The following is a 25,368-nucleotide window of genomic DNA, read 5'->3' on the forward strand; positions in this document are numbered from 1 at the left end:
TCGCTGATTGTGATGGAACAGCTAATAGTGCGGGGTGCCCGCGTCCACAATCTGCGCAACGTGTCGGTCGATCTGCCGCGCGATTCGCTGATTGTGTTCACGGGTCTGTCGGGATCCGGCAAGTCCAGCCTCGCCTTCGACACCATTTTCGCCGAGGGCCAGCGGCGTTATGTGGAGTCGCTGTCGGCGTACGCACGGATGTTCCTCGACCAAGCGGACAAGCCCGACGTCGACTTCATCGAGGGACTGTCCCCGGCGGTGTCGATCGACCAGAAATCGACCTCCCGCAACCCGCGCTCGACCGTCGGCACCATCACCGAGATCTACGACTACCTGAGGTTGTTGTACGCGCGGGCCGGGCGCCCCCACTGTCCCGAGTGCGGCGAACCGGTCAGCCGGCAGACGCCGCAGCAGATCGTGGACCAACTGCTGGAACTGGCGGAGGGGACCCGGTTCCAGGTGCTTGCGCCCGTCGTGCGTGGCCGCAAGGGCGAATACGTGGACCTGTTTCGGCAGTTGGCGGCGGATGGGTACGCGCGGGCGCGCGTCGACGGGCAGACCCACCAGCTCGCCAACCCGCCCACGATGAACAAGCAGCAGAAGCACTCCATCGAGGTCGTGGTCGACCGCATCGCGATCAAGGAGAGCGCCAAACAACGGCTGACCGACTCCATCGAGACCGCGCTGCGGCTGGCCGATGGGCTGGTGACGATCGACTTTGTCGATCTGGACCCCGAGGACCCCCAGCGGGAGCGCACCTTCTCCGAAAGGATGGCGTGCCCCAACCAGCACGAACTACAGATGGACGAGCTCGAGCCGCGGCAGTTCTCGTTCAACGCCCCGTGGGGGGCCTGCCCCGAGTGTTCGGGGCTGGGCACGCGCATGGAGGTGGATCCCGAGCTCGTCGTCCCCGATGATTCCAAGTCCATCGACGACGGTGCGCTCGCGCCGTGGTCGAGCGCGCACGTCGCGGACTATTTCACCCGCCTGCTCGGTTCGCTCGCGCAGGAGGAGGGGTTCCGCACGGACACACCGTGGCGCGAGCTCACTCCCAAGGCGCGTCGCATCGTGCTGCACGGCATCGGCGATCCGGTGTTGGTGCGTTATCGCAACCGCTATGGGCGGGAACGGTCCTACTCGGCGAAATACGAGGGGCTGGTGCCCTACATCGTGCGACGGCACGCGGAGGCCGAGACCGACACGACCCGGGACCGGTTCGCGGGCTATATGCGGGAGGTGCCGTGCACCGCCTGCCACGGTGCGCGACTCAAGCCGAGTTCGCTCGCGGTGACGGTCGGGGGCCGCAACATCGCGGAGTTGGTGGACCTGTCGATCGGTGATGCCGTCGACTTCCTCAAGGGGCTGGAGCTGTCGCAGCGCGAGGCTCAGATCGCCGAGCGGGTGCTCAAGGAGATCAACCAGCGCCTGACGTTCCTGCTCGACGTCGGGCTCGACTATCTGACCCTGTCCCGCGCGGCGGGCTCACTGTCCGGCGGTGAGGCTCAACGCATCCGGCTGGCGACCCAGATCGGCGCCGGCCTGGTGGGCGTTCTCTATGTGCTCGACGAACCGAGCATCGGTCTCCACCAGCGCGACAACCAGCGTCTGATCGAGACCCTGCTGAAGCTGCGTGACATGGGCAACACGCTCATCGTGGTCGAGCACGACGAGGACACGATCCGTGTCGCCGACTGGGCCGTCGACATCGGCCCCGGGGCGGGTGAGCACGGTGGCGAGGTGGTGGTCTCGGGTCCCGTGCACGAGCTTGTGGAGCACCCGACCTCCATCACCGGTCACTATCTTTCCGGTCGTCGGGCGATCCCCTTGCCTGCCACGCGGCGACCCCGCGTGCCGGGCCGTGATGTCACCGTCCACGAAGCCACCGAGAACAACCTCGCCAATGTCACCGTCCCCTTCCCGCTCGGCCAGTTCGTGGCGGTGACGGGTGTTTCGGGATCCGGCAAGTCGACGCTGGTCAACCAGATCCTCTATACGGCGCTGGCCAAGCGGATCTACAACGCAAAGGCTGTGCCGGGCAAGCACCGGTCGATCTCGGGCGCGGAGCGCATCGACAAGATCATCCACGTCGACCAATCGCCGATCGGGCGGACGCCGCGATCGAATCCGGCGACGTACACGGGGGTGTTCGACAACATTCGCAAGCTCTTCGCGGAGACCCCGGAGGCCAAGGTCCGCGGCTATCTGCCAGGCCGGTTCTCCTTCAACACCAAGGGCGGCCGCTGCGAGCACTGTGCCGGTGACGGCACGATCCGCATCGAGATGAACTTCCTGCCCGATGTCTATGTGCCGTGCGAGGTGTGCAAGGGGGCGCGCTACAACCGCGAGACCCTCGAGGTGCACTACAAGGGCAAGACCATCGCCGAGGTTCTCGACATGCCCATCGAGGAGGCGGCGGAGTTCTTCGCCCCGATTTCGCGCATCAGCCGCTATCTGACCACGCTCAACGAGGTCGGTCTGGGTTATGTCCGCCTCGGACAGCCCGCGACGACGCTTTCCGGCGGTGAGGCTCAGCGGGTGAAGCTGGCCACCGAGCTGCAGAAGCGGTCGACGGGCCGGACGATGTATATCCTCGACGAGCCCACGACCGGCCTCCACTTCGAGGACATCCGCAAACTCCTCGGTGTGCTGGACCGACTCGTTGACACCGGCAACTCGGTGATCGTCATCGAGCACAACCTCGACGTCATCAAGACCGCCGACTGGATCATCGACATGGGCCCCGAGGGTGGCTCGCGGGGTGGCCAGGTGGTGGTGACGGGAACCCCGGAGGAGGTCGCCGCACATCCCGACTCGCACACCGGGCGCTATCTGCAGCCGATCCTCGCCGGCAAAAATGTGCCGGTGGCCGAGCTGCCGCCCGAGGCGCTGATCGACGTGCCCGCGGGTGCCGCGAAGAAGGCGCCGGCGAAGAAGGCATCCGCCCGAAAGTCGACGGCCAAGAAGACGACGACCAGGAAGGCGCCCGCCAAGAAGACAACGGTCAAGAAGACCGCCGTCAAGAAGACCGCGTCCGCCCGCACGGCGTCGAGTCCGGCGGCCTCCTAACCGGCCACCTCCTCGACCCGGGTCAGGTCCTGCTCGAAGAGTTCCCGCATCCGGTCGCGCTGGGCCACGCTGTCCCACCGGGTGCGCTCGAAACCACCGACCGCTTCCCGGGCGACCTCCAGCAGCCCCGCTCGGGAGATGAGACCGTGCTCGAAGGCGGTGACGGCGGCGCCGACGTAGGTGTCGTGGAAGTGGATGCCCCGAGCGGCGTGGGCTGCCCGCACGCTCTGCGGCGTACCCACGACGTCATGGATCAGCACCAATCGCACCGCGGCGCCTTCGACACCCACCAACCGGTCCGCGACGATGACGTCCCCCTGGCCGGAATCACCGAGGAACACGAGCTCGTATTCGGGGAACAACCGGCGATAGTGGGAGATGTTCTCCATCTTCCGGGTCGCCATGGCCTCTTTGGAGACGAGGGCGCGCAGGGTTCCGGAGAGGACGGACAGTCGGGAGACACCCGCATTGCGGAGCGCCGTCCGGCTCCAGTTCTCGACGAGTCCCCAGGCATCCGCCGGCCGCGCCGTCACGAACGTGAGGTCGCCCATGTCGAACGGATCGTCGTCCGAGCCGATGTCCAGCGCCTCGAACAGCGCCAGCACCCCCGGATAAATCATTCCGCGCGGCCACCGCCGGTCGTGCAACTTGCAGAACACCGTGTCGTCGATGTCGGACAGGACCTTCGGGTCCTTGACGACCCGGCCCTGGGCTTCCGCGGCGATATGCGCGAGCACTCGGTCCCGGTCGTGCTCGTGGAGATCGACATAGACGAGATCCTCGAGATCCTGATGGTCCTCGGCCGTGTTGATGAAGTTCTTCAAGCGGGTGAGCTCCGTGCCGCTGCGGCTCAGCAGGATCTCGACCAGCACGGCGTCCCGAAGCGTCGTCCGCCGTTGGGACTGCAGGCCGTGCACGACGCGGGCGAGGGTGTCGGGAGCCAACTCGTCCCGCCGGCGGCGACCGAGCAGCTCACTCAGTTCGGTCCGGGTGCCGGGGTCGACGCCCGCGAACAGCGCCGGTCCGCTCACCTCGCGGAGAAACCGGTTGAGGTCTTCGCTATCGGCACTGCGGAGCAGATCGAGCACGGCCTCGCCCTCGACCGGGTCGGGCCGTCCGGCCAACAGCGCGGCGAGAACTCCGAAATCCGTCACGATCGGATCCTCCCGGGTGGCAGGCGGAGCAGCAGGGCTCGGGGCCAGACCCGGAACCGGGCCTCGCCGACCGGAAGATAGGCGTCCCCGTCGAGTTGGATGGGCACTGCCACCTCCGGGATCACGGTCACTTCGGCAGCCGGATGGTAATGCAGACCGGAGACGTTGTTCCGCAACTTGAACAGCCCCTGGGCTGCGACGCCGACCCAGCGCAGGGGCGAATCGATCCGCGCCTGCAGGATGTCGAGTTGGCCGTCGTCGACGACAGCGTCCGGGAACACTTCGATGCCGGCCGGGATGCGGCCGCAGTTGCCGGCGAGCACGGTCCAGGCGGTGATCTCCTCCGGCGCGGCGTCGTCGGTGCTGACCCGCATCCGGATGGAGGAGCTGAGCATGTGACGGGCGCCCGACTCCATGTATGCAAGCCAACCCAACCGGCCCTTCAGCCCGTCCCGGGTCTCGACCACCGTCCGTGCATCTTGGCCGATGCCGGCCATGACGAGGAACGGCAGGTCGCCCGACCACGGCCCGACTCCGGCGAACTCCCGGAACGTCGCCAAGCCGAGATCGACGCGGGCCAGCATGCCGTGCAGTGCCATGCGGACCGTCACGCCGAGCCTGTTCGGCAGGATCCCCATGTTGCGGGCGAACAGATTGGCGGTGCCCAGTGGGACTACCCCGAACTGGACGCCGGTGCCGGCCACCCCGTGCGCGACCTCTCGCACAGTGCCGTCGCCGCCCATCGCGATCACGAGCTCGGCACCATCCTCGACGGCTTCCTGCGCCTGTGGTCCGCCCGGTCGGTCGATCGTGGTTTCCACGATCACGGGCGCGGGCCAGTCGGCTTCGGAACAGGCCGTCTGCAGTTCGGTGCGGGCTTCCCGCGCCTGTGGCTTGATCGGGTTGAGCACCGCCGTGACCCGCATGGGTCGGGTCGGCGGCGCGAACGGTGGGGTGTGGAGGGGTAGCACGGGGCCCGGCGAACGTGGCACGGCAGGTCCGCGCCGTGTTGTCCGGTTGCCCACCAGACCGGCTGTCACCCGACGCGGACGTTGTCGCCGTCGTCGGTCACCTTGAGGGCCGGCAAACCAGTCTGGGCAGGTCCGGAGACGCGGCTGCCGTCGGTGAGCGCGAACAGCGACGTGTGGCAGGCGCACACGATCGAGTCGTTCCGGATCAGGGACACGAGGCAGCCCTGATGGGGACACACCGCGGAGAATGCGTGGAACTCGCCCTCGGCCGGCTGGGTCACCACCAACCGTTCGTCGGGCTTGATCACGCCACTGCCCACGGGCACCTCGGTCTTGGGGACGGTGACAGGATTGTCCAGCGTGCGGGGGCCCTCCGCCGTGGCCCCGCCCGCCGAGCCGCCTGCGCAGGCGCTCAGCGTCGCAGCGGCACCGACCCCAGCGACGACCGCGGCGCCACCGCGCAGCACCTGCCGGCGGGACGGGCCGGACGACGTCGGCGTGGTGGGGCTGGACTCGGTCATGGCGGCACTCCTCAAGGCACGTGGTCGGCTGGTGCCCAGCGTACTTCCAAGGCCGGCCCGTGCGACGGAGGACCACTGTCGGTGCGGGTGATTACTGTGGGGCGCATGGCCGATCCGTCCACTTATCGCCCCGATCCCGGGTCCATCCCCATCGGTCCCGGTGTCTATCGCTTCCGGGACGAGGCGGGCACCGTGCTTTACGTCGGCAAGGCAAAGAACCTGCGGAATCGGCTCAACTCCTATTTCGCGGATCCGGCGAACCTCCACGAGCGCACCCGGCGCATGGTCACCACTGCGGCGCGCGTCGAATGGACCGTCGTGCAGACCGAGGTCGAGGCGCTGCAACTCGAATACTCGTGGATCAAGGAGTTCGACCCGCGGTTCAACGTGAAATACCGCGATGACAAGTCCTATCCCTGGCTGGCCGTCACCTGGTCGGAGGAGTTCCCCCGCGTTTTCGTCGGGCGCGGCGCCCGGCGCAGGGGGACCCGCTATTTCGGTCCCTATTCCCATGCATGGGCGATTCGCGAGACCGTCGACCTTCTGCTGCGGGTCTTCCCGATGCGCTCGTGCTCCAACGGCACGTTCCGCAGTGCGCAGGCGTCCGGGCGGCCGTGTCTGCTGGGCTACATCGACAAATGCGCGGCGCCCTGCGTCGGGCGGGTCAACGCCGAGGAGCACCGCGAAATCGTCGCCGACTTCTGCCAGTTCATGGCGGGGCAGTCGACGGCGATGATGAAGCGGCTGGAGAAGCGGATGCTGGAGGCAGCGGAGGCGGAGGAGTTCGAGCTCGCGGCGCGGCTGCGCGACGACATTTTGGCTCTGCGCAAGGCGACCGAGGCGAACGCGATCGTGCTCGGCGACGGCACGGACGCCGATGTCATCGCGCTCGCCGAGGACCCCCTCGAGGTCTCGGTCCGCATCTTCCACGTCCGTGGCGGCCGGGTCCGCGGCGAACGCGGCTGGGTCGCCGACCGTGTGGACGACGCGGAGACCCCGGAGCTGGTGGAAACGTTCCTGCAGCAGCTCTATAACGACGAGATCCGCGAGGGCGCGGGCCAGGCCATCCCGCGGGAGGTGCTGGTGCCGCAGCTCCCGCCGTCGGCGCAGGCGGTCGAGGAGGTCCTGTCCAGCCGCCGCGGTGCCCGGGTCCGGATCCGTGTCCCGCAACGGGGCGACAAGCGTACGCTCCTGGACACCGTTGCCCAGAACGCCCGGGAGGCGCTCGTCCGGCACAAGACCAAACGGGCCTCCGATCTGACCACCCGCAACCGGGCACTGGAGGAACTCGCCGACGCGCTGGGACTCGACGAGCCGCCCCTGCGCATCGAGTGCTTCGACATCTCCAACCTGCAGGGGACTGAGGTGGTCGGATCGATGGTCGTGTTCGAGGACGGGCTGCCGCGCAAGAGCGAATATCGCCGGTTCATCGTTCGCGGGGTCGAGGGACAAAACGATGTCGCCTCCATGCATGAGGTGGTCACCCGGCGCTTTCGGCGGTTTCTCGATGACCGCGCCACGATCGCGGCCGCCGACAGCGGCTCGCTGATCGATCCGTCGACCGGCAAGGCGCTGAAATTTGCGTACGCTCCAGCGCTCGTCGTGGTCGATGGCGGCCCGCCCCAGGTGAAGGCCGCGGCCGACGCACTGACTGAACTCGGGATCACCGGTGTCGCGCTGTGCGGGTTGGCGAAACGACTCGAGGAGGTCTGGCTCCCGGGGGAGGAGTGGCCGGTGATCCTGCCCCGCACGAGCGAGGGCCTCTATCTGCTGCAGCGACTGCGTGATGAAGCGCATCGCTTCGCCATCACCCATCACCGCGGCCGCCGGACCCGCTCCATGGTCGAGTCGGCGCTGGACGACGTGCCCGGCCTCGGCGAGGTGCGGCGGCGGACCCTGCTCAAACACTTCGGCTCACTGCGCAAGCTGCGGGCGGCCGAGGTCGCCGAGATTGCGGCCTTGCCCGGCTTCGGCGAACGCACCGCGGAGGCGGTCAAGGCAGCGCTCGGCGGCACTTCGGAACCGGTTGCCATCAACGTCACGACAGGCGAGGTGATCGACTCGACGACGCTCCCGAGTGCGGGTGCCGAGGTGGAATGAGGCGGCTTGGCCCATAATGGGCCCCGTGTCGAGCGCCCCTGATCCCACTCCGGCGACCGGTCCGGTGCATCCCGCGGAGGATGTCCGGCTGGTCATCGTGACCGGCATGTCCGGGGCCGGCCGCCGCACCGCCGCTCATGCGCTGGAGGATTTGGGGTGGTATGTCGTGGACAACCTCCCGCCCGTCATGGTGTCCCGGCTGCATGACACGGTCCGTGCGGAAGGCATCACCCGCCTCGCAGTCGTGCTGGACGTCCGTGGGCGGACGCTGTTCGAGGAACTGCCCGGCGTGTTCGCGGAACTGGAGGTCGCCGGCACGACGCCCGAGATTCTGTTCGTGGAGGCGTCCGACGACGTGATCGTCGCCCGGCAGGAGTCGTCGCGCAGGCCGCACCCGCTCCAAGGGGATGGCCGGTTGTTGGACGGTGTCCGGCGGGAACGGGAACTGCTCGCGACCCTCCGCGCGGCCGCAGACCTCGTCATCGATACCAGTCGCATGAACGTGCATCAGCTGACGTCCCGCGTGACCCATGCGTACGCGGGGGAGAGCTCGGACCGGTTGCGCGTCACGATCATGTCCTTCGGGTTCAAGAACGGGCTCCCCGTGGATGCCGACATGGTGATCGACGTCCGGTTCCTGCCCAACCCGCATTGGGTCCCGGAGCTGCGGCCCCAGACGGGTCTGTCCCAGCCGGTGAGTGAATATGTGCTGCGACAGCCTGCAGCCGGCCCGTTCCTGCAGCAGTTGGAGGAACTCATGGTGACGGTGGCGGAGGGCTACCTGAACGAGAACAAACGGTTCGCAACGGTGGCGATCGGCTGCACCGGCGGCAAACACCGGTCGACGGCCATGGCCGAGGAATTCGGTCGCAGGCTGCGCGCGATCGGGATGCCGACGAAGGTCCTGCACCGGGATGTGGGCAAGGAATGAGGCATCGGTTCGATCTGGCGTTCGACCGTCTCCCCGGGGTCACCGCGTTCGGCGGCGGCCACGGTCTGGCGGCATCGCTCTCGGCGCTCCGCAGAGTGACCGACAGGCTCACCGCAGTGGTCACCGTGGCCGACGACGGTGGCTCCTCCGGCCGGCTGCGCGCGGAATTCGATTGTCTCCCGCCCGGTGATCTCCGGATGGCCTTGGCGGCTTTGTGCGGTGACGACCACTGGGGCCGGACGTGGGCGGACGTGCTCCAGTCCCGGTTCGGCGGCGAGGGCGCGCTCGGCGGCCATGCGATCGGCAATCTGCTGATCGCGGGACTCTGGGAGAAACTCGGTGACGCCGTCGCGGGGCTCGACCTGGTGGGGGAGTTGCTGAATGCCAAGGGCAGGGTGCTGCCGATGTCCTCGGTGCCGCTCGACATCGTGGCCGAGGTGATCGGCCTCGACCCGATGCAACCCGACGAGATCTCGGAGATCCGCGGTCAGTCCCAGGCCGCCAAGACGAGCGGCGAAGTCCGGGGGGTGCGGCTCGAGCCCGCCGATCCACCGGCCCGGCCGGAAGTGCTCGAGGTGATCGCGGCATCGGACTTCGTCGTCCTGGGGCCCGGCTCCTGGTTCACGTCCGTGATCCCGCACCTGCTGGTCCCCGAGATCGCGGAGGCGCTGGTGCAGACCCCCGCCAAACGCATCCTCACCCTCAACCTCCGGCCGGCCGACGAGACCGACGGCTATTCGGCATCCCAGCACGTCGAGATCCTGGCTGATCACGCGCCTCGTCTGCGCCTGGACACGATCGTCGCGGACGCCTCGTTCGCGCGGGACGACCGGCACCTGCCGGCGTACGCCCAGTCGCTCGGCGCTCGCCTCGTCCTCGCGGACTTGGCCCTGCGCGACGGCACCCCACGGCACGACCCGCTGCGCCTGGCGTCGATTTATGCCGAAGTCATGGGGGTCTGACCATTGGTCAACAAGAGTTTCTGTGAGGTTGGGTAGGCTTCACGGGCGCAGATCTGCGTGCCCCGGACGAGCTGGAGGAGAGACATGGCGCTGACCCAGCAGGTGAAGGCCGAGTTGGCGACGGTCCCCGTGACCAAGCCGTGCTGCCGGCGTGCGGAGGTCGCGGCGACACTGCGGTTCGCGGGTGGACTGCACCTGGCCGGCGGTCGCATCGTCATCGAAGCCGAACTCGACACCGGGGTCGCGGCAAGGCGCCTGCGCACGGCCATCCTCGATGTGTTCGGCCACGAGTCGGACATGGTGGTGGTCAACGGTTCCGGAATCCGGCGGGGCACCCGCTATGTCGTCCGGGTCTTCCGTGACGGTGAGGCCTTGGCGCGCCAGACCGGGCTGATCGACAGCAACGGCCGGCCCGCCCGCGGTCTGCCCGCCCAAGTGGTCAGCGGCGGCACCTGCGACTGCATCGCCGCGTGGCGGGGCGCATTCCTCGCCCATGGCTCGCTGACCGAGCCCGGCCGCTCGATGTCGCTCGAGGTCACCTGTCCGGGGCCGGAGGCCGCACTCGCCCTGGTCGGGGCCGCTCGTCGGCTGGAGATCCCTGCGAAGGCCCGCGAGGTCCGCAACGTCGACCGGGTGGTGATCCGGGACGGCGACGCGATTGCGTCGATGCTGACGGGCTTGGGGGCGGTGGAATGCCTCAAGATCTGGGAGGAGCGCCGCAAGCGACGTGAGGTGCGTGCCTCGGCGAACCGGCTTGCGAACTTCGACGACGCCAACCTGCGGCGTTCGGCCCGGGCGGCCGTCGCGGCCGCCGCGCGCGTGGAGCGTGCGCTGGAGATCCTCGGCGCGGACGTGCCCGAACACCTGCGGGCGGCGGGCGTGCTGCGCATCGAGCACAAGCAGGCATCGCTCGAGGAACTGGGCCAGCTCCATGAGCCGCCACTGACGAAGGATGCCGTGGCCGGGAGGATCCGACGGCTGCTTGCCACCGCGGACAAGCGGGCGGTCGATCTGGGCATTCCGACCACGGAGGCCAGCCTCTCCCCGGACATGCTCGACGAGTGAGGCTCCGGTGGATCGCCGGTTTCCCGCCCGTCCGGCAGGGAACGAACCGGCGATATCACATCGCGGATCTTCTCCAACTCCCGGTGCGCTAGCTCCGGAAGTGCTTCGATAGGGTGACAGTGTCCGAGCACCCACCTGGTCGAATGGTGGCGTGCGCAGCAGCCCCGAAGGAGCAGCAAGCACATGACCGTCAAGGTTGGAATCAACGGCTTCGGCCGCATCGGCCGAAACTTCTATCGCGCCCTGGTCGAGACCGGTGCCGACATTGAGGTCGTCGGCGTCAATGACCTGACCGACAACAAGACCCTTGCCCACCTGCTCAAATACGACTCCATCCTGGGTCGCTTCGACGGCGACGTCACCTATGACGACGAGTCCATCACTGCAGGTGGCAAGACCTTCAAGGCGTTCGCAGAGCGCGATCCGGCCAAGCTGCCGTGGGGCGACCTCGGTGCGGACATCGTGATCGAGTCGACCGGCATCTTCACCGACGCGACCAAGGCCCAGGCCCACATCGACGCCGGTGCCAAGAAGGTCATCATCTCCGCTCCGGCGAAGAACGAAGACATCACGATCGTCATGGGCGTCAACGACGACAAATACGATCCGGCCAACCACACGATCATCTCCAACGCCTCCTGCACCACCAACTGCCTGGCGCCGATGGCGAAGGCCCTCAACGACGAGATCGGCATCGTCAAGGGCCTGATGACCACCATCCACGCCTACACGCAGGATCAGAACCTCCAGGACGGTCCGCACAAGGATCTCCGTCGTTCCCGCGCCGCCGCCCTGAACATGGTCCCGACCACCACGGGTGCCGCCAAGGCTGTGTCGCTGGTGCTCCCGGAGCTCAAGGGCAAGCTCGACGGTTATGCCATGCGTGTGCCGACCCCCACCGGTTCTGCCACCGACCTCACCTTCGAGGCCAGCCGCGAGGTCAGCGTCGACGAGGTCAACGCCGCGATCAAGAAGGCCGCCGAAGGCCCGATGAAGGGCGTCCTCGTCTACACCGAGGACCCGATCGTCTCCAAGGACATCGAGACCGATCCGGCGTCGTGCATCTTCGACGCCCAGTTGACCAAGGTCTCCGGCAACCTGGTGAAGGTGCTGGGGTGGTATGACAATGAGTGGGGCTATTCCTGCCGCCTCGTCGACCTGACCAACCTGGTCGGCTCCAAGCTCTGAGCGTGACCCGTGTGACCCACTGACCGACGGGGCCGTTCGCACCAGCGGCGGCCCCGTCGGCGTCCCGGCGCACGCCCGAAAGACCACTGATTGATCACCACTCGAAGGAAAGGCTCAAAGGTGAAGTCGATCTCCGACCTCGGCAATTTGTCCGGCAAGAAGGTCCTCATCCGTTGCGACCTCAACGTCCCGCTGGACGGCGACAAGATCACCGACGACGGTCGCATCCGCGCGTCGGTCCCGACGCTCAACGCGCTGCGGGAGGCCGGTGCCGCTGTCATCGTGCTGGCCCACCTCGGCCGCCCCAAGGGTCAGGTCAAGCCCGAGTTCTCGCTCGCGCCCGCGGCGAAGCGGCTCGGTGAACTCCTCGGCCAGGACGTCCAACTTGCCACCGATGTGGTGGGGGAGTCCGCTCAGCAGCTTGCCGCTGGCCTGAGCGACGGCGACGTGATGATGTGCGAGAACGTCCGTTATGAGCCCGCCGAGGAGTCGAAGGACGAAGCGGAGCGGGTGGAGCTCGCGAATAAGTACGCCGGCCTGGGTGCCGACGTGTTCGTCTCCGACGGTTTCGGTGTGGTGCACCGCAAGCAGGCGTCGGTCTATGACGTCGCCAAGTTGCTCCCCAACGCCGCGGGCAAGCTGGTCGAGAAGGAGGTCGAGGTCCTCAAGCAGCTGACCACCGAGACCAAGAGCCCCTATGTCGTGGTGCTCGGCGGATCCAAGGTCTCCGACAAGCTGAAGGTCATCGACAACCTCCTCAAGACCGCGGACACTCTCGTCATCGGCGGCGGCATGCTGTTCACGTTCCTCAAGGCGAAGGGCCACGAAGTCGGCACCTCCCTGCTCGAGGAGGACCAGGTCGAGACCTGCAAGAACTATCTGGCCGAGGCGGACAAGCTCGGCAAGGAGATCATCCTGCCGACCGACGTCGTCGTCGCGCCCGAGTTCAAGGCGGACGCCCCGGCCACCGTGGTGGCTGCCGACGAGATGCCCGCCGACCAGATGGGCCTTGACATCGGCCCCGAATCCGCCCAGGCCTTCGCCAACGTCATCCGCAGCGCCCACACGGTGTTCTGGAACGGCCCGATGGGCGTGTTCGAGATGGCGGCGTTCGCCAACGGCACCCGTGAGGTCGCCGAGGCACTCACCAAGGTCGACGGACTGTCCGTCGTGGGCGGCGGCGACTCCGCCTCCGCGGTGCGCGCGCTCGGGTTCGCCGACGACGACTTCGGCCATATCTCCACCGGCGGTGGCGCCTCCCTCGAATACCTCGAGGGCAAGGAACTGCCCGGCCTGGCCGCCCTGGCCGACAACTGATCCCGAAGAAGGACGTGAACGTGACGCAGAAGATGCGCCTGCCGCTGATGGCGGGCAACTGGAAGATGAACCTCGACCATGTCGAGGCCAACGGTCTGGTCCAGAAGTTGGCCTGGACGCTCAAGGATCTCGACCACGACGCTGAGCGGTCGGAGGTCGTGGTGCTCCCCCCGTTCACCGACCTCCGGACGGTGCAGACGCTCGTCGAAGGGGACAAGCTGCCCATCGGCTACGGCGCCCAGGATGTCTCCACGCACGACTCCGGTGCCTACACCGGTGAGGTGTCCGCGGCGATGCTGGCCAAGCTCAACTGCAAGTACGTGGTCGTCGGTCACTCCGAGCGGCGTCAGTACCACGCCGAGAGCGACGCGATCGTGCGCGAGAAGGTCACCAAGGTCCTGGACCACGGCATGATCCCGATCGTGTGCGTGGGGGAGGGGCTCGACATCCGCAAGGAGGGCGCCCACGTGCCCTACACCCTGGAGCAGGTGCAGGGGTCCCTGCGGGGTCTGCCGTCGGAGCAATTGGCCACGATCGTGATCGCCTATGAGCCCGTCTGGGCGATCGGCACCGGTGAGGTCGCGACCCCTGACGACGCTCAGGAGGTGTGCGGGGCCATCCGTCGGTTCATCGCTGAGGAGCGGCATATCGATGTCGCGGACGCTGTCCGGATCCAGTACGGCGGTTCGGTCAAGGGCGACAACGTCGCCGACATCATGGCCATGCCCGATGTCGACGGCTGCCTGGTCGGCGGCGCGAGCCTGAAGGCCGACGAGTTCGCGAAGATCGCCATGTTCTACGCCTGACCGCACTCGCACGAGCCGCGGTGATCGCCGGCGGGGTTTCTCCAAGGGAGAATCCAGCGCGACACCGCGGCTCTGTCATGTGCGGACAACTCGACCCGTCCGACGCTTGGCGCATGTTTGGGAATCGGGGGCCCGGGGGTTAAAGTTGCGCCGTGATTCTTGCGCCCCTGGCCATGTCGTGGCCCATCGTGACGCTGTCCGTGCTGCTGGTTATCACCAGCCTCATGCTCGCGCTGACGGTGTTGTTGCACAAGGGTCGCGGCGGTGGCATGTCCGATCTCTTCGGCGGCGGCATGTCGACCGCGTTGGGCGGGACCTCGATCGCGGAGCGCAACCTCGACCGGTTGACGATCATCGTCGGGTTGATCTGGCTGGCCTGCATTCTCGGCCTGCTGGCGCTCTATCGCTTCACCACCTGACCCGGAAGGTCCATCCGCGAGCAGGCCACAACATCGTCCCGAGGGCCTCGGGGCAACACAAGCCCGGCAGTGCGGCCGGGACAAAAGACCGGCTGGTGCCGGCCCAACCATCGAGGGAGATCAACTGTGGTAGGTGGGAGTGCCATTCGTGGCAGCCGTGTCGGAGCCGGCCCCATGGGCGAAGCCGAACGGGGAGATGCCGCGCCGCGGCTGTATGTCTCCTACTTCTGCTCCAACCGGCACGAGACGCGGCCGGCGTTCGCGGCTGACGCCCAGGTGCCGGAGCAGTGGGACTGCCCGCGCTGCGGCCTCCCCGCCAACCTGGATTCGGAGAACCCGCCGCCTCCGCCGAAGATCCAGCCCTACAAGACCCACCTGGCCTATGTGAAGGAGCGGCGCTCCGACTCGGAGGCGGACGCGATTCTGACAGAGGCCCTCGAGATGCTGCGCCAGCGGCGCGCACGAGGCGAAGTCATCTACTGACCTCACGAGTCGGCCTCACGAGTCGGCGATCTCGGCAGCAGCCTCCTGGTCGAGAAACCAGACCGTGCGCTCGCGGCCTGCGACATGGCCGGCCGGGAGGGTGGCGTCCCCGTTGATGGCCCGGGCGGCCGCCGCTGCCTTTTCCCGGCCGGCGACCAGCAGCCAGACCTCACGGCTGGCGTTGATGACGGGCAGCGTCAGGGAGATCCGTTCCGGTGGTGGCTTCGGGGAGTCTGTGACCCCCACGACCCGTCTCGTCGTCTGCGGGCTGAAGGCCGGGTGCCCAGGGAAGAGAGACGCCACATGGCCGTCCTCGCCCATGCCCAGGAGACACAGGTCGAACTCGGTGTCACCCAACTCGCTTGCATAGTGCTGTGCAGCGCCGGCGAGATCGTCGGATCCTGCGCCCGCCGACGGCATGGGATGCACCCGGGTGCGGTCGAGCGGGATGGTGCGTGCCAGCACCGAAAGACTCTGACCCGCATTGCGGTCGGGGCTGCCGGCCGGCACGAATCGCTCATCGCCCCACCACAACGCCAACCGGGACCAGTCGATCCCGCAGGGTTCCTCGTGCGCGATCGCGCCATAGACGTCGTTGGCGATCCGCCCGCCGGTGAGGCACAGCTGCACGACGTGGCGCGGGTCGATCTGACGGCGTTCCACGAATGCCGCCAGCCGCCGCGCGACGGTCTGTGCGACTCCAGCCCGGTCCTGGCAGGTCACGATGGTGGCCATCGACGTCCTTCCTGTCAGCTCGCCGGTCCTGGTCCGTTCACAGACGGTCCAGCGCACCTCGGACCGTGACGACCAGCTCGTCCCAGCTCACCACGAACTTGTCGACGCCTTCGTCCTCCAGGACCTGCACGACATCTGCCATGTCGACCCCCGCCGATGCGAGCGCAGCCATGGTGGCACGGGCATCGTCGAGGTTGCCCGAGATCGTGTCGCCGGCAACCTCGCCGTGGTCGGCGAACGCCTGCATCGTCTTCTCCGGCATGGTGTTCACGCAGGGCGCGGCGATGAGGTCCGCGACATACATCGTGTCGGGATAGGCGGGATCCTTGACACCCGTCGAAGCCCACAGCGGGCGCTGTTGGTTCGCGCTCTTGGCCTTGAGCGCCTCAAAGCGGGGTTCGGCGAACCGGTTCGCATAGAGCTCGTACGCCAACCGCGCGTTGGCGACTCCCGCCTTGCCCTTGAGACCCCGTGCCTCGTCGGTGCCGATGGCCTCGAGGCGCTTGTCGACCTCGCTGTCCACGCGGGAGACGAAGAACGAGGCAACGGAATGGATCGTGGAGAGATCCACGCCGTTCTCGGCCGCCTGCTCCAAACCGGTGAGGTAGGCATCGATCACCGCGTCATAGCGGTCCAGAGCGAAGATGAGCGTCACGTTGACGGAGATGCCCTTGGCGATCGTCGCGGTGATCGCGGGCAGCCCTTCGACGGTCGCGGGGATCTTGATGAGCACGTTGTCCCGGCCCACCATCCCGGCCAGTTCCTCGGCTTGAGCCACTGTCGCAGCGGTGTCCCGTGCAAGGCCCGGCTCGACCTCGATCGACACCCGACCGTCGTAACCACCGGAGTTCGCATAGATGTCGGCGAACAGATCGCAGGCATCCCGAACATCAGTCGTGGTGAGTGCCTTGATGGTCGCATCGAGGTCGGCGCCGGAAGCCTTCAGCTCGCGCGCCTGCTCGTCATAGGAGTCGCCCTGGGCGAGCGCGGCCGCAAAGATGGTCGGGTTGGTGGTGACGCCGCTCACCGAGCTCTCGGTGACCATCCTGGCCAGGTTGCCTGAGGTCAGCCGCTGACGGGACAGGTCGTCCAGCCAGATCGAGACACCGGCGTCGGCAAGGTTCTTGAGGCGCGGGTTCATGGTTCTCCTCACGGAATCCGATGGATGGGTGTGCGTGGGCTCGGGATCAGTCCACCACGTGTCGGTCCGCGGTCCCGACCCGCCCCGCGGCACGGCGGGGGAGGGCACCGGTGGGCGTGCGGGCGGCAGCAATGGATGCCTCCGCGGCCGCCACGACCGCGTCAGCAGTGAAGCCGAGCTTCTCGAACAGGAGGCTCCCCGCCGCCGAAGCACCGTAGTGCTCGAGGCTCACGCTGCGCCCGGCATCGCCGAGCAGGTCCTGCCAGGACATCGCGATGCCGGCCTCGACGCTGACCCGGGCCTTGACGTTCGGCGGGATGACCGACTCGCGATAGGCGTCATCCTGTTCGTCGAACCACTCCCGGCACGGCATGGACACCACCCGGGCCAGCGTGCCCTTGGCCGTGAGTCGTTCGGCGGCGGCGACCGCGTACTGCACCTCCGAACCCGTCGCGATCAGGACGACGTCGGGGGTCCCGGCACAGTCCTTCAGGACATACCCACCCCTGGCGACGCCGGCCACGTCGGCGAAACCGTCGGTGCCACGCGGGAACGTCGGCACGTTCTGCCGGGTGAGGGCCAGCGCTGCCGGTCGGTCGGTGTGGTCCAGAATCGTGCGCCACGCGGCCACTGTCTCATTGCCGTCAGCGGGACGGACCACATCGAGCCCGGGAATCGCGCGCAGAGCGCTGAGGTGCTCGACCGGCTGGTGAGTGGGGCCGTCCTCGCCGACGCCGACGGAGTCGTGGGTCCAGACATACGTCACCGGGAGACCCATCAGCGCCGCGAGCCGGACCGGCGGGCGCATGTAGTCCGAGAACACCATGAATGTGCCGCCATACACGCGCGTGCTGCCGTGCTGGGCAATGCCGTTCATGATCGCGCCCATGGCGTGCTCGCGGATGCCGAAGTGGAGGACGCGGCCGTATTCGTTGCCGGAGAACATCTCCGACTGACGGTCCTCGGGCAGGAAGCTCGGCTCGCCCTTCGGCGAGGTGTTGTTGGAGCCGGCGAGGTCGGCCGAACCGCCCCACAGCTCCGGCAACGTCTTCGCTGCAGCGGTCAGGAACTCGCCCGAGGCCGCCCGCGTCGCCACGCCTTTTTCGCTGGCCTCGAAGACCGGCAGGTCGGCGTCCCAGCCCTCCGGCAACGTGCGGCCGCCAAGCCGGTCGAAGAGTTCGGCGCGCTCGGGGTTCGCCGCGCGCCACGCGTCGAACTGCTGCTGCCATTCCGCCTGCGCCTGCTTGCCCCGCTCGATCAGCCCGCGCGTGTGCTTGATGACCTCGTCGCTGACCTCGAAGCTCTGGTCGGGGTCGAAGCCGAGAATCTTCTTCGTCGCAGCGACCTCCTCGTCGCCGAGGGCCGCGCCGTGGGATTTTCCGGTGCCCTGTAGCTTCGGGGCGGGCCACGCGATGATCGTGCGGAGCTGGATGAAGCTGGGACGGTCGGTCACCTGCTTGGCGGCCTCCAGCGCGTCGTTGAGGGCAGCGAGATCCTCGGCGTACTCCCCGTCACCGACCCAGTCGACCGTCTGGACATGCCAGCCATAGGCGGCGTAACGGGCGGACACGTTCTCGGTGAAGGCGATCTGGGTGTCGTCCTCAATCGAGATGCGGTTGTCGTCCCAGATAAGGGTCAGGTTGCCGAGGCGTTGGGTGGCCGCTAGCGAGGAAGCCTCGCTGGACACGCCCTCCTGCAGATCACCGTCGGACGCCAGGCAATAGACCTCGTGGTCAAAAATGGACTGGCCGGGGGCGGCGTCCGGGTCGAACATGCCGCGCTTGCGCCGGGCGGCCATGGCCATGCCGACCGCGTTGGCGACGCCCGTGCCCAAGGGGCCCGTGGTGGTCTCGACGCCCGCGGTGTGCTGATATTCCGGGTGCCCCGGGGTCTGCGAACCCCAAGTACGCAGCGCCTTCAGGTCGTCCAGCTCCAGGCCGAAGCCGCCGAGATACAGCTGGTTGTACAGCGTCAGCGACGAGTGGCCACAGGACAGCACGAACCGGTCGCGGCCGGGCCATTCGGTGTCGCTCGGGTTGTGGCGCATCACCTTCTGAAACAGCAAGTACGCAGCGGGCGCGAGACTCATCGCGGTGCCGGGGTGGCCGTTGCCGACCTTCTGCACTGCATCCGCTGCCAGGAGGCGGGCGGTGTCAACGGCCCGGGTGTCGAGCTCGGTCCAGCCGGCCGGGTAGGTGCTTGCAGTCACGCGAATTCCTCTCGATTGCGGCGCCATGCGGTTCACCCCGCGCTTGGCCGGGTGCACCAAGTCACACCCTACTGCCACGGCCTTTCCGGTGGGGCTCCGCCTGAATGCCCGATCGGTGACATGAATTCCCCTGTCAGGGGGCGGGCTGGCGTAGACTGCCACGGTCACCCGGGATCGCTCTGCGCCCGGAGATCCCGTGTCGCCGGAAGTCGAAGAAGGTCTTGTGTCCCGCTTGCAGGTCGAAACCACTCCGCTGACTGCATCGACCCCGGCTGAGGCCGCCACGTGGGTCGACGTCGTCAAGGCCTACGTGGCCCTCACCAAGCCTCGGATCATCGAGCTTCTCCTGGTCACCACAGCGCCGGCGATGTTCCTCGCGGCCGGCGGGGTGCCCAACCTCATGCTGGTTCTCTGGACCCTTGTCGCCGGCACGCTCGCCGCAGGCAGCGCCAACGTCTTCAATTGCGTGCTGGATCGCGACATCGACGAGAAAATGCGGCGCACGCGTCGCCGTCCGATGCCGCGCCACCAAGTGCAGCCGTTGCACGGCACGATGTTCGGGATCGTGCTCGGCGTCGCCGCGACGCTGCTCTTCGGGTTCTTCGTCAACTGGCTGTCGGCGTTCCTGGCTCTCGCGGCGAACGCGTTCTACGTGCTCGTCTACACCATGTGGCTCAAGCGGAACATGTCCCAGAACATTGTCTGGGGCGGCATCGCGGGCTGCTTCCCGCCGCTGATCGGCTGGACGGCGGTGACCGGGTCGATCGGTCTGCCGCCGCTGATCCTGTTCCTGATCGTCTTCCTGTGGACCCCGCCGCACACGTGGGCGCTGGCGTTCCGCTATCGGGAGGACTACGCCAACGCCGGTGTGCCGATGCTCCCGGTGGTGATGTCCGCACCGCGGGTTGCGCTGCGGATCCTGATCTATTCGGTGCTTATGGTCGCGGTGTCGTTGACGCTGTGGCCGGCAGCCGGCACCGGCTGGCTCTATCCGGCCGTCGCCGGCCTCAGCGGTGCCGTCTTCCTCGTCGAGGCCGTGAACCTGCTGCGACGGGCTCGCGCCGGTGCCACGGATGCGGCGCTCAAGCCCATGCGGCTGTTCCACTGGTCCAACAGCTATCTCGCGCTGGTCTTCCTGGCCGCCGCGATCGATCCGCTGATCTTCTGATTCAGGACCCGCCAGCGGTCCGGTTCACGCGCTGCTGCGGGCGATCACCACGGTGTTGCCGTTCCAGTCATCGCCGTTCCAGTCGTAACAGGTGATCAGGACCAGCCGCGGCGTGTCGTCGGTGCGGAAGAGATCATCCGCCTTCTCGGCGAACTCGTCCCGGTCGTAGTTGGCGATGCTCACGACCTCGTAGTTCTGGACCCCCGCCTGGGTGTCGACGGTGACCAGCGCGCCGCGTTTGACTTTGGCCAGGGTGTCGAACGCGCCGCCGCCGCCATGCAACTTGTGCGCGGTGATCACGACGCTGCCCTCCTTCGAGCCCGGCAGCGCCCCGCTGGCCCACCACCCCGCACGCTGCGGATCGGCTGGGGGATCGAGCACCGCGCCCTGCTCCACGATGGGTGAGGTCGGCACGCTCAGACCGAGGCTGGGGATCCGCGTGACCGTCGGTGCGCTGGGGCCGCCCGCATTGTCCGGGATCCGGCGCGCCTGGGCGTACGACGTCAACACGATCGACGAGATGACGACCACGACGATCGTGACGAGGACCGCGCTGATCCGATAGCTGTAAGGGCTGGGCTGAGCGCGGCGAGTGGAGGGCTTCTTCACGCTGGGCACGGACCAAGTGTGACGCCGGCCTCACCGTATGGCGTGGAGCGCCACGGAGCGTCGCGGAATTGTTGCCGCACGGTGACTCGCCGGGGTACTGCCCGGGAAGACGCCGACGGCCCGGGTGCCCCCTTTGCAGGAGCGCCCGGGCCGTCGTGGCGGGTCAGTTGTGATGCCTCAGGGCGTCACTTCTTGGCGCGGTTGCGCCCGTAGAGCGCGAGGCCACCGATGGCGCTCGCACCGAGGGCGATCGCAGCGAGTCCGCTCGCGCCCGTTTCGACACCACCGGAGTTGACCTTCTTCGGCGGCTTCGGCGAGGCGGGCGGCTCGGTGGCGGCATCCTCGACCTCGCAGCTGGCGAACACCGAGGCAGTAGCACTCAGCGAGTCGCCGTCGGACACGTCACCGACCGGGGTGCCGGTGAGGGTGAGGTTGAAGTACTCATCCTTGGCCATGCTGTCGACGTCGATATTGATGTAGTCGCCGGCGCGGGTCACGTGCACCCGCTCTGCCTGGCCCGTCATGTAGCTGTACTGGCGGTTGGTGTCGTCGTACAGGTCAAACGTGGGGTCGGTGTTCATCCGGGACGGGTTCGTGCCGGCGGCCCCATAGCCGGCGAAGTCGCCCTCCCATTCGTCGATGGTCCAGTTGCTGCTGCTCGCGGGGATCGACACCAGGAAGCCGTCGGGCATGTCATAGGCGGCACCGAACGCGAGACGCCACTGCGGGTTCCCTGCGGTGGACCAGCCGTCGATCCGGGCCAGGCCACAGGACCAAGGTCCTGAGCCGCGGGTGTCGCCACCGCTCGGGAAGGTGTAGCGCATGTCAAGCGCGTGGAAGCCCTGCGGATCCACGGTCACGTTTTCGCTGGTGCCGAGCGGATCGGCAGGGGCGGCGAGGGCGGGGGCCGCGACGCCGGCGGTCAGGATGAACGCCGCGCCAGTTGCGGCGACGAGGGACTTCAGGGGCTTGCGCATCGTGATCTCTTTTCGTCGAGTCCGGGGAAGGAGACGCGGCGGAGCTTTCCGCCTGTGTTTGATCCTGTCGGTTCAAACAGGTTTTTTCAGCACATAACTCTCGACCTTGACTCAAGAGTTATGTGTCACGGTTGGGTTACTTCTTAGCGCGGTTCCGGCCATAGAGGGCCAGACCGCCGAGGGCCGTAGCACCCAACGCCATGGCAGCGATGCCACTGGCGCCGGTTTCGACCCCGCCGGAGTTGACGTGCTTCACCGGAGGCTTGGCGGGCTTGTGCGTGACGTCGGGGGTCGGCCCGGTCGTCGGAATAGACGGTTCGGGCGTCGGGGTCGGTGTCGGTGTCGGAGTCGGCTCGGGCTCCGGCGTTTCGCAGGTGACATTCGTGGTCACAAGGTTGCGCAGCGTCACGGGCGCATCGGCCGAGTGCGCCGGGTCGATGGCGGTCGTGAAGGCGAGATTGAAGTACTCATTGGCGGCCATGCCCTCGGTCAGCTGGACGAGAATGGCGCTGGGCCCGCCTTCCTCGGCCGGGAAGTAGGTGACGTCGACCGAGTCCTGATCAGCGATCCAGGTGTAGGCAGGATGGCTGCCGTCCTCGGGTGCCGCCATATCGGCGACGGAGACGTTGGCGCCCGGGGTGCCGAACCTCTCGAACTCCTCGAACGGTGCAACGGACCAACCCTCACCTTCGGCGAGGAGCACGAAGTTCGTGCCGACCGGCAGGGCATAGCTGGCGCCCACTGCGACGCGCCACTGGCCGGCGCTGGCCGTATCCGCCCATCCGTCCATGCGCAGCTTGCCGCAGGACCACGGGGAGGTCTGGGTGCGGGTCCCGGCGTTGCCCGGAGCGGTGACCATCATGTCGGTCCAGTAAGGAGCAACATCGCCATCCTCGACGGTGTGCAGGACCGCTTCCGCGCCGGCTGTGGTGCCGTCGGGATTGGCCGGGGCGGCGTACGCGGTGGTCGCAGCACCGGCCGCCAGGATGAATGCCGCGCCGGTGGCAGCAGCAAGGGACTTCAGGGGCTTGCGCATCGTGATCTCTTTTCGTCGAGTCCGGGGAAGGAGACGCGGCGGGGCCGTCGATCACGATCTTGTCGGCCCGAGTCGACTTTTCGGTCGAGAAACTCTCGACCTTGACTCAAGAGTTATGTGTCACGGCGAGGTCACGACGTGTTCGCGGGGCCTGGTGCCCAGCGCCCAATACATGTTTCCGGCGATGGCAGCAATGACCGCCACGCCGATCATGTGGAACGCGACGATCCAGATGGGAAGACCGTTGAAGTACTGCAAATAGCCCACCAGCCCCTGGAACAGGGACGCGATGATCAGCCACCCGACCTGACGCGCGCGGGTCACCCACCACGCGGCGGCGGTGACGGCGAGCGTCGCCCAGAGCACCCAGGCGTGGATCTTGGCCACGGTCTCCACGTCGAAGCCCGTGCGGATCGCGGCATCATCACCCGCGTGCGGGGCCGAGCCGGTCACGAGCACGCCGAGCACGATCACGACCATCATCAGCCAGAAACTCGCGGTGACCAGGCGTCGGCCCAGTGGCGTTGCAGGCCGCGGCCCGATCCGGCGGGCGCGCCGCACGAGGAGAGTGAGGATCACGATGAGGGCCACCGACACGACCAGGTGCAGGCCCACGACATAGGGATTGAGTTGGGTCAGCACCGTGATGCCGCCGATGATCGCCTGGGCGGGGATGCCGAGCGCGGCGATCACCGACAGGCGCACGATGTCCGGCCGGCGTTGCCCGTTGTGCCGCACCCACAGGGCAGCGATGAACGTGCCGATCGCCAGCGCCACCAGAAGGAACGTCAGCAGCCGGTTGCCGAACTCGATGGCCCCGTGGAGCCCCATCCCCACCGGAATGAACGACTCGTCGGTGCACTTCGGCCAAGTGGGGCAGCCGAGCCCGGACTTCGTGAGGCGCACCAAGGCACCCGTGAGGATGAGCGCCATGTTGCCGACGAGCGAGGCGATGGACCATGCCGTGAGCGTCTTCCAGCCTTTGTCGCCGCGATCGACCGTGGAGTCGGGGGCAACGGAGGAACCTCCGGTCGTCAGGACATCCATCGGAACACCTTTCGTGCAAGCACCAGTCCGAGCGCTGCCCAGACGAGGAGGACGAACAGGGTCCACCAGTGCGGTGTCCCTGTGGAGGCCCCGCGCAGCGCCTCGCCGAGCGCCGCGGTCGGCACCAGTTCGACGGTCGCCCGCAGCGGGCCCGGATAGTTGGCGACCGGCACCAGCACGGCACCGGCCGCCAGCAGCGTGAGATAGACGAGGTTGGCGAGCGCAAGCGTGATCTCGGCGCGCAGCGTTCCGGCGAGCACGAGTCCCCACGCTGCGTACGCCACCAGTCCCAGCCCGATCGCGATGATCGCCACGAGTGCGGCGAGCGGGTGGAAGACCGGCCGCCAGCCCAGCGCGAGCGCCACCACGGCGAGGATCACCAGTTGGCCACCTGTCACCCAGAGGAGGGCGACCGCCTTCCCGACCAGCAGGCCGGTGCGGGTGAGGGGGGTGGCTGCGAGTCGCTCGAGCACGCCATAGCGCCTCTCGAAGCCTGTGCTGATCGCCAGGGAGGTGAAGCCAGAGGAAAGAACGGCCAAGCCGAGGACCGACGGGGCCGTCACGCTGAGGTCCAGGCCGAGGCGGCTGCCGAAGAACCGGCCGCCGATGAGGATGCCGATCGGGATGACCAGCGCCAGCAACAACTGCTCGCCATTGCGAATCAGCAGGGTTGCCTCGGTGCGGGCGTGGGTCAGGATGCGCCGGGCGGCCGGAGCGGCGCCCGGCGCGGGGGAGAAGTCGAGCGTCGTGCTCATGGGGCATCTCCGGAGGTGACCTCGAGGAACAGATCCTCCAGCGACTGGGTCGCCGTCAGTTCACCGACGGTGCCGGACGCCGTGACCCGGCCGCGATCGATGATCCACACGTGGTCTGCGAGCGCTTCCGCCTCGCTCATCGAATGTGTCGTCAACAGGATCGACAGGCCGGCCGCCCGCAGGCGACCCAGCAGGTCCCACACGCGGCGGCGAACATGGGGATCAAGGCCTGCGCTGGGTTCGTCGAGAAAGATGAGGGCGGGCCGCCCGATCAGTGCGCCGGCGAGGTTGACGAGCTGTTGCTGGCCCCCTGACAAGCGGCGATACGGCGTACTCGCGAAGGAATCCAACCCCAGCTCCGCCGCCAGCTCGTCCACCGGAAGTGCGTGGGCGTGCAGGCCGGCGAGATAGCGCAACAACTCCAGCGGGCGGATCCCGGACCAGGCGCCGGTGTGCTGGGGCATGACGCCGACCAGGCCTTGGGCGGCGGCGGCCGACGGGTCCTTGCCGAGGATCCGGATCGTCCCGGCATCGGGGGTGAGCAGGCTCGTGCAGCAGCGGATCGTGGTGGTCTTGCCGGCGCCGTTGGGGCCGAGGAGAGCGGTGATCCGGCCGGTTTCGCCGGTCAGGCTGAGCTCGTTCAGGATCGCTCGACCGCCGCGGCTGAGGGAGATCCGATCGATCTCCAGAGCTGGCTCGGACACCCCG

The 25,368-nt window shown here is 67.7% G+C and carries 23 protein-coding genes; 11 read left to right on the plus strand and 12 right to left on the minus strand.

Annotation, left to right across the window (positions count from 1 at the left end; all coding sequences use genetic code 11):
* The first annotated feature begins 12 nt into the window (after positions 1–12).
* Entirely contained in the window at positions 13–3,066 is a 3,054-nt protein-coding gene (gene uvrA, locus ACQ260_RS09770) for an excinuclease ABC subunit UvrA (protein ID WP_432559236.1), read from the plus strand.
* Here uvrA and ACQ260_RS09775 read toward each other — a convergent pair.
* From ACQ260_RS09775 to ACQ260_RS09785, 3 genes are all read right to left on the minus strand, one after another.
* A complete protein-coding gene (locus tag ACQ260_RS09775; RefSeq protein WP_432559237.1) occupies positions 3,063–4,220 on the minus strand; it encodes a hypothetical protein in 1,158 nt (385 codons plus the stop codon). The genes uvrA and ACQ260_RS09775 overlap by 4 nt on opposite strands.
* Positions 4,217–5,146, minus strand: a complete 930-nt coding sequence (locus ACQ260_RS09780; protein WP_432559238.1) for a diacylglycerol/lipid kinase family protein — start codon at positions 5,144–5,146, stop codon at positions 4,217–4,219. The genes ACQ260_RS09775 and ACQ260_RS09780 overlap by 4 nt, the downstream gene beginning before the upstream one ends.
* A 110-nt stretch (positions 5,147–5,256) precedes the next feature.
* Positions 5,257–5,712, minus strand: coding sequence for a Rieske (2Fe-2S) protein (locus tag ACQ260_RS09785; RefSeq protein WP_432559239.1), 456 nt, complete (start codon positions 5,710–5,712; stop codon positions 5,257–5,259).
* A 105-nt stretch (positions 5,713–5,817) separates the two neighbouring features.
* Here ACQ260_RS09785 and uvrC point away from each other — a divergent pair, with 105 nt between their 5' ends.
* From uvrC to ACQ260_RS09830, 9 genes are all read left to right on the plus strand, one after another.
* A complete protein-coding gene (gene uvrC / locus ACQ260_RS09790; protein ID WP_432559240.1) occupies positions 5,818–7,812 on the plus strand; it encodes an excinuclease ABC subunit UvrC in 1,995 nt (664 codons plus the stop codon).
* A gap of 64 nt (positions 7,813–7,876) precedes the next feature.
* Positions 7,877–8,743, plus strand: coding sequence for an RNase adapter RapZ (rapZ, locus tag ACQ260_RS09795; RefSeq protein ID WP_432559289.1), 867 nt, complete (start codon positions 7,877–7,879; stop codon positions 8,741–8,743).
* Positions 8,740–9,705 (plus strand): gluconeogenesis factor YvcK family protein, encoded by a 966-nt coding sequence (locus ACQ260_RS09800; RefSeq protein ID WP_432559241.1) that lies wholly within the window; start codon positions 8,740–8,742, stop codon positions 9,703–9,705. The genes rapZ and ACQ260_RS09800 overlap by 4 nt, the downstream gene beginning before the upstream one ends.
* Before the next feature lie 84 nt (positions 9,706–9,789).
* Complete coding sequence (gene whiA, locus ACQ260_RS09805) at positions 9,790–10,770, plus strand: DNA-binding protein WhiA (protein WP_432559242.1); 981 nt, start codon at positions 9,790–9,792, stop codon at positions 10,768–10,770.
* Between the two features lie 183 nt (positions 10,771–10,953).
* Positions 10,954–11,958 carry a type I glyceraldehyde-3-phosphate dehydrogenase gene (gene gap / locus ACQ260_RS09810; RefSeq protein WP_432559243.1) on the plus strand — a complete coding sequence of 335 codons (1,005 nt, stop codon included), beginning with the start codon at positions 10,954–10,956 and terminating at the stop codon, positions 11,956–11,958.
* 120 nt (positions 11,959–12,078) lie between these two features.
* The gene (locus ACQ260_RS09815) at positions 12,079–13,275 is read left to right on the plus strand and encodes a phosphoglycerate kinase (protein ID WP_432559244.1); all 1,197 of its coding nucleotides are present in this window, start codon (positions 12,079–12,081) and stop codon (positions 13,273–13,275) included.
* A gap of 47 nt (positions 13,276–13,322) precedes the next feature.
* Positions 13,323–14,081 (plus strand): triose-phosphate isomerase, encoded by a 759-nt coding sequence (tpiA, locus tag ACQ260_RS09820; RefSeq protein WP_432559290.1) that lies wholly within the window; start codon positions 13,323–13,325, stop codon positions 14,079–14,081.
* 173 nt (positions 14,082–14,254) lie between these two features.
* Complete coding sequence (gene secG, locus ACQ260_RS09825) at positions 14,255–14,500, plus strand: preprotein translocase subunit SecG (protein WP_432559291.1); 246 nt, start codon at positions 14,255–14,257, stop codon at positions 14,498–14,500.
* Between the two features lie 126 nt (positions 14,501–14,626).
* Positions 14,627–14,983, plus strand: a complete 357-nt coding sequence (locus ACQ260_RS09830) for an RNA polymerase-binding protein RbpA (protein ID WP_432559245.1) — start codon at positions 14,627–14,629, stop codon at positions 14,981–14,983.
* 15 nt (positions 14,984–14,998) lie between these two features.
* Here ACQ260_RS09830 and pgl read toward each other — a convergent pair whose 3' ends face one another.
* Genes pgl through tkt form a run of 3 tightly spaced genes read right to left on the minus strand, consistent with a single transcriptional unit; the run spans position 14,999 to position 19,095 of the window.
* Positions 14,999–15,718: a 6-phosphogluconolactonase gene (gene pgl, locus ACQ260_RS09835; RefSeq protein WP_432559246.1), complete on the minus strand. Its 720-nt coding sequence runs from the start codon at positions 15,716–15,718 to the stop codon at positions 14,999–15,001.
* Positions 15,719–15,755: 37 nt separating this feature from the next.
* Positions 15,756–16,859 (minus strand): transaldolase, encoded by a 1,104-nt coding sequence (tal, locus tag ACQ260_RS09840; protein ID WP_432559247.1) that lies wholly within the window; start codon positions 16,857–16,859, stop codon positions 15,756–15,758.
* A gap of 46 nt (positions 16,860–16,905) precedes the next feature.
* Positions 16,906–19,095, minus strand: coding sequence for a transketolase (gene tkt / locus ACQ260_RS09845; RefSeq protein WP_432559248.1), 2,190 nt, complete (start codon positions 19,093–19,095; stop codon positions 16,906–16,908).
* Positions 19,096–19,300: 205 nt separating this feature from the next.
* Between tkt and ACQ260_RS09850 the strand changes: the two genes are divergently transcribed.
* On the plus strand, positions 19,301–20,236 hold the full coding sequence (locus tag ACQ260_RS09850) for a heme o synthase (RefSeq protein WP_432559292.1): 936 nt from the start codon (positions 19,301–19,303) through the stop codon (positions 20,234–20,236).
* A 24-nt stretch (positions 20,237–20,260) separates the two neighbouring features.
* Here ACQ260_RS09850 and ACQ260_RS09855 read toward each other — a convergent pair whose 3' ends face one another.
* The 6 genes from ACQ260_RS09855 to ACQ260_RS09880 form a co-directional block, all read right to left on the minus strand.
* On the minus strand, positions 20,261–20,854 hold the full coding sequence (locus tag ACQ260_RS09855) for a class F sortase (RefSeq protein ID WP_432559249.1): 594 nt from the start codon (positions 20,852–20,854) through the stop codon (positions 20,261–20,263).
* A gap of 176 nt (positions 20,855–21,030) precedes the next feature.
* The gene (locus tag ACQ260_RS09860; protein WP_432559250.1) at positions 21,031–21,822 is read right to left on the minus strand and encodes a hypothetical protein; all 792 of its coding nucleotides are present in this window, start codon (positions 21,820–21,822) and stop codon (positions 21,031–21,033) included.
* 136 nt (positions 21,823–21,958) lie between these two features.
* Positions 21,959–22,858, minus strand: coding sequence for a hypothetical protein (locus ACQ260_RS09865; protein ID WP_432559251.1), 900 nt, complete (start codon positions 22,856–22,858; stop codon positions 21,959–21,961).
* A gap of 120 nt (positions 22,859–22,978) precedes the next feature.
* Complete coding sequence (locus tag ACQ260_RS09870; RefSeq protein ID WP_432559252.1) at positions 22,979–23,905, minus strand: COX15/CtaA family protein; 927 nt, start codon at positions 23,903–23,905, stop codon at positions 22,979–22,981.
* Positions 23,893–24,660: an ABC transporter permease gene (locus ACQ260_RS09875; protein ID WP_432559253.1), complete on the minus strand. Its 768-nt coding sequence runs from the start codon at positions 24,658–24,660 to the stop codon at positions 23,893–23,895. Before ACQ260_RS09875 ends, ACQ260_RS09870 begins: the two co-directional genes overlap by 13 nt.
* Positions 24,657–25,364 carry an ABC transporter ATP-binding protein gene (locus ACQ260_RS09880; protein ID WP_432559254.1) on the minus strand — a complete coding sequence of 236 codons (708 nt, stop codon included), beginning with the start codon at positions 25,362–25,364 and terminating at the stop codon, positions 24,657–24,659. Before ACQ260_RS09880 ends, ACQ260_RS09875 begins: the two co-directional genes overlap by 4 nt.
* Between the last annotated feature and the right edge of the window lie 4 nt (positions 25,365–25,368).

The organism is Ammonicoccus luteus (genome assembly GCF_050880385.1).
Classification (GTDB): domain Bacteria; phylum Actinomycetota; class Actinomycetes; order Propionibacteriales; family Propionibacteriaceae; genus Enemella.

Bases quoted from the DNA above. Each gene is read 5' to 3' on its own strand.
- ACQ260_RS09875 (WP_432559253.1), bottom strand. From the start codon at position 24,660: ATGAGCACGACGCTCGACTTCTCCCCCGCGCCGGGCGCCGCTCCGGCC.
- whiA (WP_432559242.1), top strand. From the start codon at position 9,790: ATGGCGCTGACCCAGCAGGTGAAGGCCGAGTTGGCGACGGTCCCCGTG.
- ACQ260_RS09785 (WP_432559239.1), bottom strand. From the start codon at position 5,712: ATGACCGAGTCCAGCCCCACCACGCCGACGTCGTCCGGCCCGTCCCGC.
- secG (WP_432559291.1), top strand. From the start codon at position 14,255: ATGTCGTGGCCCATCGTGACGCTGTCCGTGCTGCTGGTTATCACCAGC.
- gap (WP_432559243.1), top strand. From the start codon at position 10,954: ATGACCGTCAAGGTTGGAATCAACGGCTTCGGCCGCATCGGCCGAAAC.
- ACQ260_RS09800 (WP_432559241.1), top strand. From the start codon at position 8,740: ATGAGGCATCGGTTCGATCTGGCGTTCGACCGTCTCCCCGGGGTCACC.
- ACQ260_RS09870 (WP_432559252.1), bottom strand. From the start codon at position 23,905: ATGGATGTCCTGACGACCGGAGGTTCCTCCGTTGCCCCCGACTCCACG.
- tal (WP_432559247.1), bottom strand. From the start codon at position 16,859: ATGAACCCGCGCCTCAAGAACCTTGCCGACGCCGGTGTCTCGATCTGG.
- uvrA (WP_432559236.1), top strand. From the start codon at position 13: ATGGAACAGCTAATAGTGCGGGGTGCCCGCGTCCACAATCTGCGCAAC.
- ACQ260_RS09780 (WP_432559238.1), bottom strand. From the start codon at position 5,146: ATGCGGGTCACGGCGGTGCTCAACCCGATCAAGCCACAGGCGCGGGAA.
- pgl (WP_432559246.1), bottom strand. From the start codon at position 15,718: ATGGCCACCATCGTGACCTGCCAGGACCGGGCTGGAGTCGCACAGACC.
- tkt (WP_432559248.1), bottom strand. From the start codon at position 19,095: ATGGCGCCGCAATCGAGAGGAATTCGCGTGACTGCAAGCACCTACCCG.
- uvrC (WP_432559240.1), top strand. From the start codon at position 5,818: ATGGCCGATCCGTCCACTTATCGCCCCGATCCCGGGTCCATCCCCATC.
- ACQ260_RS09860 (WP_432559250.1), bottom strand. From the start codon at position 21,822: ATGCGCAAGCCCCTGAAGTCCCTCGTCGCCGCAACTGGCGCGGCGTTC.
- ACQ260_RS09865 (WP_432559251.1), bottom strand. From the start codon at position 22,858: ATGCGCAAGCCCCTGAAGTCCCTTGCTGCTGCCACCGGCGCGGCATTC.
- tpiA (WP_432559290.1), top strand. From the start codon at position 13,323: ATGGCGGGCAACTGGAAGATGAACCTCGACCATGTCGAGGCCAACGGT.